Source organism: Paenibacillus taichungensis, assembly GCF_050994985.1.
Lineage (GTDB): Bacteria > Bacillota > Bacilli > Paenibacillales > Paenibacillaceae > Paenibacillus > Paenibacillus taichungensis.
This window is the reverse complement of sequence record NZ_CP194720.1, coordinates 427,161-439,728: the sequence shown is the minus strand read 5'-3', so window position 1 is coordinate 439,728 and position 12,568 is coordinate 427,161. Positions and strand designations below refer to the sequence as shown.

Annotated in this window: 13 protein-coding genes; 4 read left to right on the top strand and 9 right to left on the bottom strand. The window is 46.6% G+C overall.

Annotation, left to right across the window (positions count from 1 at the left end; all coding sequences use genetic code 11):
- The first annotated feature begins 45 nt into the window (after positions 1-45).
- Positions 46-171 carry a hypothetical protein gene (locus ACR1R9_RS02100; protein WP_433921849.1) on the top strand — a complete coding sequence of 42 codons (126 nt, stop codon included), beginning with the start codon at positions 46-48 and terminating at the stop codon, positions 169-171.
- 217 nt (positions 172-388) lie between these two features.
- Here the strand turns inward: ACR1R9_RS02100 and ACR1R9_RS02095 are convergent, their stop codons facing one another.
- From ACR1R9_RS02095 to ACR1R9_RS02070, 6 genes are all read right to left on the bottom strand, one after another.
- Positions 389-613 (bottom strand): helix-turn-helix domain-containing protein, encoded by a 225-nt coding sequence (locus ACR1R9_RS02095; protein ID WP_017692532.1) that lies wholly within the window; start codon positions 611-613, stop codon positions 389-391.
- Positions 614-923: 310 nt separating this feature from the next.
- The gene (locus ACR1R9_RS02090; RefSeq protein ID WP_433948830.1) at positions 924-1,904 is read right to left on the bottom strand and encodes a YhcN/YlaJ family sporulation lipoprotein; all 981 of its coding nucleotides are present in this window, start codon (positions 1,902-1,904) and stop codon (positions 924-926) included.
- Positions 1,905-2,138: 234 nt separating this feature from the next.
- The gene (locus tag ACR1R9_RS02085) at positions 2,139-3,164 is read right to left on the bottom strand and encodes a DUF4340 domain-containing protein (RefSeq protein ID WP_433921851.1); all 1,026 of its coding nucleotides are present in this window, start codon (positions 3,162-3,164) and stop codon (positions 2,139-2,141) included.
- Entirely contained in the window at positions 3,161-4,555 is a 1,395-nt protein-coding gene (locus tag ACR1R9_RS02080; RefSeq protein WP_175381170.1) for a GldG family protein, read from the bottom strand. The genes ACR1R9_RS02085 and ACR1R9_RS02080 overlap by 4 nt, the downstream gene beginning before the upstream one ends.
- Positions 4,556-4,559: 4 nt before the next feature.
- On the bottom strand, positions 4,560-5,276 hold the full coding sequence (locus tag ACR1R9_RS02075; protein ID WP_076290830.1) for an ABC transporter permease subunit: 717 nt from the start codon (positions 5,274-5,276) through the stop codon (positions 4,560-4,562).
- Entirely contained in the window at positions 5,273-6,403 is a 1,131-nt protein-coding gene (locus tag ACR1R9_RS02070) for an ABC transporter ATP-binding protein (protein ID WP_433948831.1), read from the bottom strand. Before ACR1R9_RS02070 ends, ACR1R9_RS02075 begins: the two co-directional genes overlap by 4 nt.
- Positions 6,404-6,633: 230 nt before the next feature.
- On the opposite strand from ACR1R9_RS02070, the gene ACR1R9_RS02065 reads away from it, so the two are divergent.
- Positions 6,634-7,716, top strand: a complete 1,083-nt coding sequence (locus ACR1R9_RS02065) for a glycosyltransferase family 4 protein (protein WP_310854658.1) — start codon at positions 6,634-6,636, stop codon at positions 7,714-7,716.
- Between the two features lie 75 nt (positions 7,717-7,791).
- Here the strand turns inward: ACR1R9_RS02065 and ACR1R9_RS02060 are convergent, their stop codons facing one another.
- Positions 7,792-9,279, bottom strand: a complete 1,488-nt coding sequence (locus ACR1R9_RS02060; protein ID WP_076290832.1) for a DHA2 family efflux MFS transporter permease subunit — start codon at positions 9,277-9,279, stop codon at positions 7,792-7,794.
- 262 nt (positions 9,280-9,541) lie between these two features.
- On the bottom strand, positions 9,542-9,889 hold the full coding sequence (locus tag ACR1R9_RS02055; protein WP_433921853.1) for a hypothetical protein: 348 nt from the start codon (positions 9,887-9,889) through the stop codon (positions 9,542-9,544).
- Between the two features lie 187 nt (positions 9,890-10,076).
- On the opposite strand from ACR1R9_RS02055, the gene ACR1R9_RS02050 reads away from it, so the two are divergent.
- Both ACR1R9_RS02050 and ACR1R9_RS02045 read left to right on the top strand, forming a co-directional pair.
- Entirely contained in the window at positions 10,077-11,315 is a 1,239-nt protein-coding gene (locus ACR1R9_RS02050) for a glycosyltransferase family 4 protein (protein ID WP_076290835.1), read from the top strand.
- Complete coding sequence (locus tag ACR1R9_RS02045; protein WP_170867946.1) at positions 11,312-11,485, top strand: hypothetical protein; 174 nt, start codon at positions 11,312-11,314, stop codon at positions 11,483-11,485. Before ACR1R9_RS02050 ends, ACR1R9_RS02045 begins: the two co-directional genes overlap by 4 nt.
- 137 nt (positions 11,486-11,622) lie before the next feature.
- Here ACR1R9_RS02045 and ACR1R9_RS02040 read toward each other — a convergent pair whose 3' ends face one another.
- Positions 11,623-12,339 (bottom strand): glycosyltransferase, encoded by a 717-nt coding sequence (locus ACR1R9_RS02040; RefSeq protein ID WP_433921854.1) that lies wholly within the window; start codon positions 12,337-12,339, stop codon positions 11,623-11,625.
- Between the last annotated feature and the right edge of the window lie 229 nt (positions 12,340-12,568).

Here is a 12,568-nt window from a genome sequence, read left to right as displayed (position 1 = left end):
AATCTCAGCAAAGAAATCAAGCCTATTACAGGCATCACAGAAAGCGTGTTATTCAACGAAAAAAACAGCTTGCTGTACGATACGGTTGGTCCTACAAGTTCGAAGGTATTTTTGCAAAAGGGAAAATACATTGTTCCTGCTGGTGGTGCTGCGAAAAGACAAAGCGGCTAGGCTATCGAAAATCTGAGCTAAGCAGAATAGCGGACTGCAGTCAGCAGCTTCTGAATCCAGACTTCTGAGAATATCTATTCGAAACAAGCGATTCCTTTACTTTTGGAATTCGCTTGTTTTTGCTTTCCACCTAAAACAAAAAAGTCTTTCCCCATTCTTCATGATGAAGAATAGAAAAAGACTTTCATGCTGCTTCAATCAACTGTGCAGTATCGCGTCAGATCTTCAGTTCTCCGAGCTTAATCAGCTCGACAACTGCTTGCGAACGACCCTTAACATTGAGTTTTTGCATCACATTCGAAATATGGTTGCGCACCGTTTTCTCGCTGATGAATAACTGCCCTGCGATGTCACGCGTCGTTTTGTCCTGAACCAGTAATTCGAATACTTCGCGTTCACGGTGGGTCAACAGAAATTTGCTTTTATGATCGATACCCTTCAATGTTCACCCCTCCTTGCCTGGGTTGTGTTGGTGTAACAAGGTTAAGGGGATACAGTCAACTCATCTTATGTAAGGTCAAGGGCGTTGGTTCAGTTTTATCAAAAAAATGGGCAGTGGATTGCAATTTGAATGAATAATCACTATGAAGGTACACAAACGTAGTAATCTGGAATCGTCAATTGGGACTAAGTTCATACGAGCATACTATGCATCATCTTCTTAATCGTTATTATCAATATTCCTTTTTAAAAAAACATGCCCCTGCGACTAATGTTGACCATCAGCGCAAAGGCATATTGTTCAATCTAAATTACCGATTCATGCGATTCATCATGCCGTCTTTATTGTTACGATTCATGATGCCATCATCAAGCACGCCGTCTCGGTGATTTGTGTTCAACGCATTTGTTGGGAAAATACGTTCAACCATCGATTGGAACGTGTTAATCATGCCGCTAACCGGTTTGCCGTTACGGATATCTGTGGCGTAGCTCTCCACATGTTGTACAAAGTCCGGGTTAGCTGATACGTATACGTTCTCCACGTGAGGTGCAAATTGTTTGATTTTCGCCGAGATTTTGGATTTAATCTCTTCGGAGGTGTTATCATCCGTGCTATCAATACGCGATGTTTCACTCTTCATTCCGTAGCGACCTTCGCTCATTGTACGTGGACCTTCTGTCATTGTACGTGCATTGCCACTGTTAGTTAGACCACGCATCATTCCATACGATCCAGTTCCCATGGTTCCATAGATACTGCGGTCATTGCCCATGTGGCTGCGATCCGTAGCTGCATTGGTGTTCAGTCCCGGAGCAATGCCGCTGGTGCTGTATGGAGACATGGTTCCATTACCACCATTTACACGCAAACCGCCCATATCCTGACCCATGCTTTCTGTACGCATAGTGCCATTTGCCCGGTTACGCAAAGATTTGCTTTCCAATTTGCCAGTGTGACCATCTGTCAAACGGACTGCAACATACGCGTTACGATCGGTCAGCATAACATGTGCTGACTTCACTTCCTTCATTTCCGTAATACGTTTAGCCAGCTCGTCACTTGATTTCAGGTCGGTGACGTTATGCGTCCGATAACTTTTCGCACGAATGCCATCCATCCCATTGGATTCAACACCATAACGGTTAATGCCTTTCACTTCATGACGAACACTTTGGGTGTGCAGATTGTTATCTTTGGTACTTGTTCCACAACCCGTCAATCCGGCCATTACGAAGATTGCAGTAGACAAAGATAAGCTGATTGCTGTCGCCTTTTTGGCTGCTGGCATGTCTCATCCTCCAATTATGTTGGTTTTGGTCACAAGGATAGGATGCTCTTCTGTACAATGCGATATGCTGAAAGGATATGGAACATTAGCCTCCTTTATCTGGGCTCCAACGATTTCTCTATTACATAAAAAATAAAAAAGCGATGCTTGCACAAAGTGCAGCACCGCTCCATATAACCTTCGATTTCCTGTTCTAGTGTGAACCTTCATTATCATGTTGAAGGAGCCATTCACTTAATTGGATGTGGAGGAGGAATTCGCATCAGCATCAGCATTATCTTCACTCGAAGAAGATGTTACATCTGATTCTGATTTTTTGATCGAATTCGGAAACTGCTCTGCTTCCTTCAGACTTGCTGCATCCATTGGATAGGCCCACTGACCGTCCGGCGTGACTACCCAGATCTGATCCGGTTCTGATGGAATAGTAAGCCCTCGGTACACATCCGTAACAGCTTCTCCATTAACCTTCTGCTCAACGGATAAAGTAAAGCGTGGCACGGTTCCTTTCAGTTCAGAAGCTTTGCGCACATCGTCAGCTGTGGACAGGTTTTTGATTTTGCCAATCAGAGATACAGCATCTGTAGCTTCAATCGCTTCACCATTAAGCGTCCACGTCTGATCTGCCGCACCCTCATCTGACGAAGATTTGAGCATCCAGGTGGCTGCTTCGCCTTCCCATTCCAGTGTATTGACATTCGTTTCATCCAGATTAAACGGAGTCGTATCCAGCAGATCCTGCCGTGATAATTCTATATTGCTGATGGATTCCGTCTGTACAGCTACAACAGGTCCGGAGTCTACCCGCACATAACGAGCGTCATCAGCTGGCAGCTGGCCACCGATGCTCAGTTTGATCTCACGGTTATCGTTTAGCTGGATATCGAGCAACGTTGCATCTGAACCCAATCCATACTTATCGAGGTCCTTCGGCTCCTTCTCTACAACCAGTTCCTGATCCGCACCACTTAAGGCATCAAGCCAGCTGCTAACCGTATACCCATTCAAAGGATAGGCCTTGGGTTCCACCATACTCCATACACCATTCTTTAGTTCCAATTGTGAAGATGAGGGTTTTGAAGCACCTGATGTGTCTGTATTGTTATCATGAATCGTGATCGACTGTATATCGGCAGACTTTATACCGAGCAACTTGACCTTCTCCGCTTCCTCTTCACGAAAATAATTTTGACTGGCCGCATAGACCCACCCGATAATCAAGACCAATAAGACTAAAATCGTTGGGACCCATTTTTTCATACACGTCTGCGCCTCCACCATAAGAGTACACCTATCATAACAAAGATGAGCGGGAATGCGACAATCGCCACGAAGAAAATGGTTCTGGCTTGTTTACCATCCAGATACGCCGTTTGATAACCGGATTGCACCCGTGGCCGAATCGTTACTCCATCTTCTTTTTCACTTAAATAGTTGACGGTATTCAAAATAAAATCTCGGTTACCACCGTTCACTATTTCCGAGTCCTGCATGAAAATGGATGATCCCAGAATTACAGCCTTCGGTTTGCCATCTGTTGTATCCGCCGCATACCCAAGCTCAACAGGACCTTGTACATCCTGATCTGGATCGTTGGTTGTTTCGTTTTGCAATAAACCTGCAATGTTCGTCTCGCCATAACTGTCATTCGATGAATGAATGAGCGGCGACAAGGTGTATTTATCCTGCTCTTTGCTTGTCAAAGCAATGGACAAGGATAACATCGGATACAGTTTGCTTTCTGACAGTTTATCCGTGATGGCATGTGTGCCATACTCCGGCACGACCCACAGTGGGCCCATGGTGCTGGCCTGCTGATTGTCCACCATGACTGCATGCTCATCCACCACACCATAATCCGTCATGAGTGCATCGATATTTTTCCAAGTCAACTTCATGTCTTCGTGAAAACCGAGGGATAACAGCAATTTACCTCCGTTACTCAGATATGTGCGAATAGCTTTCAGTTCAGTATCACTAATATCCCGCTGTGGCCCAATAATTGCGAGTACGTCCGCATCTTCTGGAACCTGACCTGCCTGATTCAGCTGAAGTTCTTCTGTCGTGATATTATTCTGTTCCAAAGATGAGCGCAGCGTAGTCAGTTGATCCAGGCCAAGCTCCTCATGTCCTGTCAGGAAGACCATTTTGTGCATCTCCGTTGAAGACAGATTCATTAGCGCTTGTGTCAACTTTTCCTCACCTGTGAACTGGTACGATCCATCGCTTCCATCCCCGACAGCCGTAAACAGACTGGCGATATCAATGACTTTATATTGATCGCCCTGCTCTAATACAATGGAACTTCCTGTGATACCATATTTGGAGGCCAGCGTAGGCTCCTGCGTCAGATTATATTGCTTCATCGTCAGTTTGCTGTTGCGTTTCGTATATTCCTGAACCATATCCGATACTTCCCGGTTCAAGACCGTATTATTCGCATTTTCGACGGTTAACACCAGAATGTTGACGTCTTCCTTTACATTTTTGATCGCGGTAAGAGACTGGTCAGACAAGGTATATTGTTTATTCGAGGTCAGATCCAGTTGGAACCCGCCAAGCGAATTCAGAAACAGGGTCAGCAAAATAAAGATGCCAATCACCGCTACAGACAGCACGGTACTGTTGGTATGACTCAACCATTTTTTCATCTTCTCACCTCCACCGCTTCCGTTCCACAATTTGAATGCTTAACAGCAGAAACACACCTGAGAGCGTCACGTAATACAATATATCTGGGCCGCTAAGTACACCCTTCGTGAAGCTGTCAAACCGGTTCGTCAACGCAAACGGGTCCAGCCATTGTTGTAACGCAGATCCGGAATTGCCTGCAAATGAATCAAGCATCCACAATACGAGCAAAATAATAAAACCGGCTACCGCAGACACCATCTGGTGCTGAGATAACGTGGAAGCAAACAATCCAATCGCCATCATGCTTCCGCCCAGGAAAAAGAGACCCAGTGCAGACAACCATACGGATGTCAGATCCAGTTCACCAAAGAAGGACATAATAAACGGGTAAACGAGACTGCACAGAATAAGTACAACAAGAATGGCGAGTGACGCCAAATATTTACCGAAAATAATTTCGGTCACCCGTGCAGGTGAAGTCAACAACAATTCGTCCGTTCCCTGCCGGAATTCCTCTGCCACCAGTCGCATCGTCAGCAACGGCACCACAAACAGCAGCATGGATAACGTGTCTCCCAGCACCAGACGATAATCTACAATGCTTGGCTGGTAATACACAAAGCTGGAATAGAACAGCAAACTTGTCATCAGTACATATACTGCAAAAGCGAAATACGAAGTCGGTGACAGGAAATATGCCTGCAGTTCTTTATTGCAAACCGCCATCATTCGTCTCATTTGGAACCCTCCCCTGTGTGGGAATCAGATGAAGCGCTCTCGGAACTAGTCGATTGCTTCAGATCTGACGTCGTGCCCAAATTGGCCTCTTCATCTGTCGCATGATTGGCGAGCTGCACTTTATCAGTTTCAGTCTCCTGTGTTGCCAGTTCCACTTCGGATTCCGTTTCCGTTGTGGTAAGCTTCAAGAAAATTTGTTCCAGACTAAGATTTTCTTTCTTCATCTCCAGGATCGGCAAGCCTGCACCAGACAAAAGGTAGAATAGTTCCTCCCGGAAATCTTCGGAAGATTCGCCGGTAAGCAGCATTCTAACCGTATCAGCAGAACCATTGGATGCCTGTCCATCCGCTGCTTGAATGATTTCGCTCCGTACCTCCTCCCATGGTGTCAGCACATTATGTAATTGCTGCTCTGTTGCCTTCACTTCAATAGATACCTTAAACTGATCCCCCATCGCTGAGCCAAAATGCTGCGGTGAACCATCCAATACGAGCTGACCCTGATTAATAATCAACATCCGATTACAAAGCGTGCTCACTTCCGGCAAAATATGTGTACTGAGCAGTACTGTATGATTCTCACCCAGTTCACGGATCAGATCCCGTATCTCCATAATCTGATTTGGATCGAGTCCTGAAGTCGGCTCATCCAGCACGAGCAGATCCGGTTTGTGAATAATGGCTCCAGCCAGACCCAGACGCTGCTTGTACCCTTTGGACAGTCCGCGAACCAATTGCTTTTCGCGACCTTGAAGACCCAGCCTGCTGACCATCTCACTGATCCGCAATTTCACTTCACGGGTCGGGACATCCCTCAGATTAGCGACGAACTTCAAATACGACTGTACCGTCATATCTGGATAAAGCGGCGGTGTCTCCGGCAGATAGCCGATCTTGGAACGAACGTTTCTGCCCTGATCATGCACTGATATGCCATCCACTGCAATGGAGCCTGCCGTAGGATGCAAATAGCCCGTAATCATTCGCATCGTTGTGGTTTTTCCGGCACCATTCGGTCCCAAAAATCCAACAATTTCACCGCGCTCCATTGTGAAATCCAGTTGATGCACGCCGCGCCGCCCATCAAATACTTTGCTGACCTGTTTCACTTCGAGCACATCATTCATCCTTTCCCGTTAAAATACCCGTGTGCCATCATCGCTTTCTTCAGATGGTCAACACGGGAAGTTCCTTGTATCTTACGTGTTGTATCCTAAATGCAGCTTAATGTCACTTAAAAGAGAGCTTAAAAATATGTGTCTAAAATGTGAACACCACTTCATTCACCCACACCCTGCACTCTGAGGCAACGTACCTTACAGTACAGGGGCATGAGCACCTGCACAAAAGTCAGAGGGTGAACCGTGTGAAAGTACTATTCACATTTTTTGTTCCAAGCGGCGGTGTGGATACTTTAAACCGATTGCGTACAGCCGTTCTGCAACGCCATGGCATCGAAGCGCATGTATTGTATCTGTACCCTGGCTCGGGAATGCAGAACAATACCAGCACGCCGGTCTTCACCGCTTCCAGTGATGAGGAAATTCACAGTTTGATTCATCATCATCGTTATGATGCCATTATTGTTACCTCCGATATTGCCATGCCGGGCAGATTAAGAGCCCTCGGGTATAAAGGACGCATTATCTATGAAGCACAGGGACTCGGGACGCGTGAACAGGCTATGGAAACCATTCAGATGGGAGTACCTTATCTTCAAGCCCACTGTAATGCTGCGGTCATTCCTCCAACAGATCATTTACTGGAGCTGTTCATTCATATGTGCCCTTGGCTTCACCGGTTTGTCATTCCCAATATGCTGGATACCAATACCTTTGCCCCAATTTCGGTGGATACTCCTCCCTATCCGGTACTTGCATGGGTAGGAAGGCTCGAACACAATAAAAACTGGCGGGAGTATTTGATGATATCCAGCGAAATCATTAAAAAAATTCCAAAAGCCAGACTATGGTTTTTCCATGATCCGACCTTGGCTAATCCGGAGGACGAGGTCATGTTCCGTCACATGCTTGCGGAATACGGGCTTGAAGATCGGATTGGCATCTTTATCAACGTGCCCCATTCCCAGATGCCTACATTCTACTCCATGGTTGCAGCTTCCGGGGGTATCATGCTGTCCACATCCCTACTTGAAGGCTTTGGATATGCCGTTGCTGAAGCCATCAGCTGCGGATGCCCGGTTCTCAGTACCGATTCGGATGGCGTAAGGTCCTTTATTACTCATAACCGAACAGGAAAATTCTATCCGATAGGCAACGTGAAAACCGCTGTATCTGAAGCGGTAGACCTTATGCGCAACAAAAAGCTGCGGGAATATATACGCATTCAAGGCAGACAGCATATGGCCATCTCCTTCTCCCCTGACCGATACGCCACTTCATTTCGGGAAATGATGACTGCCTTGAGCATTTTCTTTTAAACAAAACAAAAAGGCAGTTCAGAAAGATGCTCTGAACTGCCTAAACATTAAATTCATGAAATCAGATTATAAGAATTAGTGTCCCATCATCATTGCAGGATCAGGCTGATCCCCTGTTTGAAGGGATTCTTCCTCCATCCGTTTTGGTTTGCGCAAGATCAGACTAAGCAGGCATCCAAACAAGGCAATACACGCTGCCAGGAAGAAGGTATCGTTGAAACCAGCCACTAAGCCATTCACTACACTTGTAGCATCAGTAGCTCCAGCTGTATTGCTTGCAATATGGGAGGTCAGGAATCCGGTCAAGCCGGCAACTGCAAAGGACACAACCACTTGTTGTGCAGCAGCAGTAAGCGGGGTAACCCGACCTACCAGCTTACGTGGAGCAGCATTCAGTACATGCGTATTGAGTGGCATCATGGAGAAACCCATACCCAATCCCATCATGACAAGGCTAAGAATGATCAGGCCAAGGCCCGTTTCCGCCGTAATCGATGACAGAATAAACAGTGCACCCGAGATGATACCCAGACCCACGAAAGCGAGTGGTCTTGCACCAATTTTATCAAACAAACGTCCACCAAGCGGCATACCCACACCCGAAGCCAGCGCCTGCGGGAGCAGAATGAGCCCTGTTTCCAATGCAGTATAGCCTTTAATTTGTTGCAGATAAAGTGGAATCAAAATCATTGCACCAAATAAAGCGACTTGTGATACCCATGCCAGAATAATACCCCGTGTGAAATCAGATGATTTGAACACCCGAAGTTCCAACAGCGGATTTTTGTGACGAAGCTCCACGATAACGAATAAGATCAGCGCTACGCCTCCGACAATCACACCTGTCAGTGTTGTTGCAGACGTCCAGCTTGTTCCGCCTTCACTTACACCGTATGCGAGCATCGAGAATGCGATTGGTGCCAGAATCATACCGAGCAGATCAAGCGCAGGCGTGCGTCCACGATCCGTATCCGGCAGGAATTTGATACATAGAATAAACGCGGCAATACCAATCGGCAGATTGATCAGGAAGATCCAGTGCCAGCTGAATGACTCAATGAACCAGCCGGATAATACCGGACCCAGCGCAGGGGCCAACAGCATCGGAATCCCGAGCATACCCATGATAGAACCTCTTCTTTCAGGAGGAGCCAGACGGAATACCATCGCCATACCAATCGGCGCAACCATACCTCCGCCAAGCCCTTGGATGATACGGTAAATAATCAATTGTTCAGGAGATTGCGCAATCGAACACAAGACTGAACCCAGAGTAAACATTGCGATCGTGAACAGAAATACTCTTTTGGCACCAAATCGGTCGGTCAACCATCCCGCCAGCGGAATGACGGCTGACAAGGCCAACGTATATCCTGTAACCGTCCATTGAATGGTCTTCAAATCGGTCTCAAAATATTGAACCAGATTCGGAATTGCCACGTTAACCACCGTGCTGTCCAAGATGACCATAATCATCCCAACAATAATAGCCAGTAGCGGCAGAATAATCGTTTTAATTGAAAACTCCGCCGGGTCCTGGGGCACTGCTGTTTGTTGTTTCACTCTCTCCACTCTCTTTTCCGGCCTGGAGGCATTATCTTTGTATGTGTCTCTCCATCGGCCTTATATTCACGACGTTTCAAACCCTTGTTTTAAACCGTCGTTTTAAACTTTTGTTTAAGCATAGGTTAATTCTAATGAAAATACCTTTGCTGTCAAGCTATTTTTTATTGGATAACAAATCACGTATGTATGCCAAAAAATGGACCAGGTTTTCTCCTGCCCCACCCCATTGGTTAATCGATGCTCATTATGGTGACCTCTGCTAATCTGCCAATTTGATCATCTGATGCTCCGAAAGTATACCCAAGGTCTGGCCTTGGTCACTTCTGCAGTACATTCGAATAACCAGATGACTTGGTATAGAACTGTTGCTAATGATGCGCAGTTCGCACGGATCGGATGAGACCGCGAGATTATGAATAATGTGATTTCCTGTGTCAGCCCCAATCCGGCAAAGATAGCGATACAACTCCCCACGGGTGTGACTGATTCCTCCGACAAAGATATCCACATCGTCATTTCCCACAAATGACAATTCAATGTCCATATATCTCACCGGTACAACGGTTTGCAGCAAGTTTTCGTGAATCTCCAGTACATATGCGGCCACGGTATATCCCTCCTCTAAAGCAGAGTTGAACCTTTCTCTAGATATGGTATGCCTGCTCTCGTCCATTGCTATTTGCAATCACCCATTTTAATTAATTCCAACGAAATGCCCACCCTTTTGTCTGCTTTTTTTCATAAACTAACAGGATAGAAGATCGGCCTGTACAGGCCGTGACAAGGAGGTACCTATGAGAGTTCTGCTCGTGACTTATTGGGAGCTTACACAGATGGGTGGAATATGGACATATGTGAAACAGCTGGCTGACAGGCTGATGGCTCTTGGCGTAGAGGTGGATATTATGGGCACCAACGGAGCCAAAAATGAAGTGTACATTCGCAATCTCAATCGTTCCTTCTCCAAAGATAAGGTATGGCCCATGCTTCAAGCCAAACTTAATCCGACAGATTTGCCTCAATTCACTGCCGATTCTCTCGTGGCTTATTATGAATTGAACAGGTATGCCTTTGAAATGGGAGCTGCCTATCTCGGCGTTGATCATTACGATGTCATCCACGCGCAGGACCCGGTAGCAGCGGTTGCAATGAGACGTATATTAAACCGCAACACACCCATGGTAACGAGTTATCACGGAGCGCTTGCGCGCGAAGCCTTTTACGATGCTCAGAACTCTAACGCGAAGCTCACACTTCCCGAATACTTGCAATCCAAACGCGGACGTTACTTCCTGTCACTGGAAGAGCGAAGCGCTGAACAATCCCAGCTTATTCTGGTCTCCAGCCATTGGATTAAGAGCACACTTACGGACCTCCATGTTCCCGAGTCCAAATTTCGAATTATTCCTTATGCTGTAGATATTCCGGCCTACCGTGCCCAAGCAGCAGTCAAGTTCCGTCAGAGGAAGACAGCGGGCAAAAAAGTGATCGCCTTTACGGGCAGACTGGAACACATCAAAGGGGTTCATATTCTGGTCAAAGCACTCTCCAGCCTTAAGAAGAATCGCTCGGATTGGGTCTGCTGGATTGCTGGGGAAGGCAATCTGATGGAGGATTTGCGCTCCCTAGCCAATGATCTTGGGGTAGGTGCTGACATCGTTTTCTGGGGGAAACTCGACAACATCCCTTCATTCCTACGCCATGCTGACATTTATGTACAGCCCAGCTTGCAGGATACGCAGCCTTTCTCGGTTACAGAGGCTCAGCTCGCCGGATTGCCTGTCATTGTCAGCGGTACGGCAGGCATGCCTGAGATGGTGCAGCCTGAACATACTGGTTGGGTCGTTCCACCACAGGATGTCGAAGCCCTTAGCGCACTGTTAAATGCCCTTCTGCAGGATGATGCTACCCGTGCAAAGGTAGGAGCAGCAGCCAAAGCATGGGCTGAACAACATCGATCACTGGAGGAGATGGGGTTGCGCACGCTGCATGTCTATCAGGAAGCCATTCAGTTGGGAGGTCAGAGAATATGACACTGCTCGTCCCTAGTGATTTGTATAATCGTTGGTTCTCCACCCCTGTGTCGACGACGCATATCGAGGTGGATTACGCTGTAATGAACGAATTGATGAGGAAGCTGCCCAAAGGATACGTTTTTCCTGATCCGGCAACCATGCACATACTCACTTCCGAAAAAAATTAGAGTCAAGTAACTTTACAAACAGGAACAAACAAGAGGATATTCGTTCATGCCGTAATCACTTTACGGCAACCGAATACCCTCTTTTTCTTGCGGTTCACTAGCTAGCTATTCGTGGTTTCTTCCATCACTTGTCACATCTACTTCCAGTAACCGCCAACCTGCAGCAGATTGAGTAATACGGGCCGATGCTTCGCTTGAACAAGTTCCATCTCGGCTTTCAATGCCTCAAAGTGTTTCTTGGTTCCCATTGATTCATGAACCCGATAACACATCAGTGGCTCATTGTAATAGAACAGCTCATAGAGCGGAAACAGTCTCAGCCACATCTCATAGTCATGCGTGTAGCGAAAATCGGTGTCAAACATGCCGAACTTTCGAAATGCATCCATCTCAAGCATCACAGTGCAACCGTTGATTGGGCAACCTTCGGTCAGCACCTGAAGCATCTCCAGACGACTCCCTACCTCTGGTCTAACCGTGTCCATCCATTCGCTGTTCGCATCTACATAATGATAGGCACCGTGACAGAACGAAGCCTTGACGTCAAGCATGAACTTCAGTTGTTTCTCTACCCGGTCCAGCAACATCACATCATCGGAGCTGAGCCAGACAAAGTAATCACCTGTCGCCTGTTTGATTCCCTCGTTTAACGCGGTTGCTGTTCCACCATTCTCTTTTAGAATATAGTGAATGCGATCCATGAATGGTTGCAGCCGCTCCACATGCTTCGTAGAGCCGTCATCCACCACAATGACCTCAATATGCGGATACGTCTGGTGAATGGCGCTGTGAACAGCCTGCTCGATATACGCACAATTATAAAAAGGAATGACAATTGATACCTTGGGCTCCATTCGGTCCTCCCCTTTCTCCGCGTGAATATTACCATTCTCCCTATTATATGAGGATAGATCCGTTAGGTATCGGGCATCTGTTGCATAACGACTCATAAATTACGTATATGAGCATTTTGCATTAATCCAAAGAGTGGCTTTCCATCAGTAAGATTCTGATAGAAATGCATATAAATAAAGAGGGCGTTATTCGGCCAACTTGCGGCCTCCATAACCCCCACCAAAGTTC

Bases quoted from the DNA above. Each gene is read 5' to 3' on its own strand.
- ACR1R9_RS02090 (WP_433948830.1), bottom strand. From the start codon at position 1,904: ATGCCAGCAGCCAAAAAGGCGACAGCAATCAGCTTATCTTTGTCTACT.
- ACR1R9_RS02085 (WP_433921851.1), bottom strand. From the start codon at position 3,164: ATGAAAAAATGGGTCCCAACGATTTTAGTCTTATTGGTCTTGATTATC.
- ACR1R9_RS02080 (WP_175381170.1), bottom strand. From the start codon at position 4,555: ATGAAAAAATGGTTGAGTCATACCAACAGTACCGTGCTGTCTGTAGCG.
- ACR1R9_RS02075 (WP_076290830.1), bottom strand. From the start codon at position 5,276: ATGAGACGAATGATGGCGGTTTGCAATAAAGAACTGCAGGCATATTTC.
- ACR1R9_RS02070 (WP_433948831.1), bottom strand. From the start codon at position 6,403: ATGAATGATGTGCTCGAAGTGAAACAGGTCAGCAAAGTATTTGATGGG.
- ACR1R9_RS02050 (WP_076290835.1), top strand. From the start codon at position 10,077: ATGAGAGTTCTGCTCGTGACTTATTGGGAGCTTACACAGATGGGTGGA.
- ACR1R9_RS02045 (WP_170867946.1), top strand. From the start codon at position 11,312: ATGACACTGCTCGTCCCTAGTGATTTGTATAATCGTTGGTTCTCCACC.
- ACR1R9_RS02040 (WP_433921854.1), bottom strand. From the start codon at position 12,339: ATGGAGCCCAAGGTATCAATTGTCATTCCTTTTTATAATTGTGCGTAT.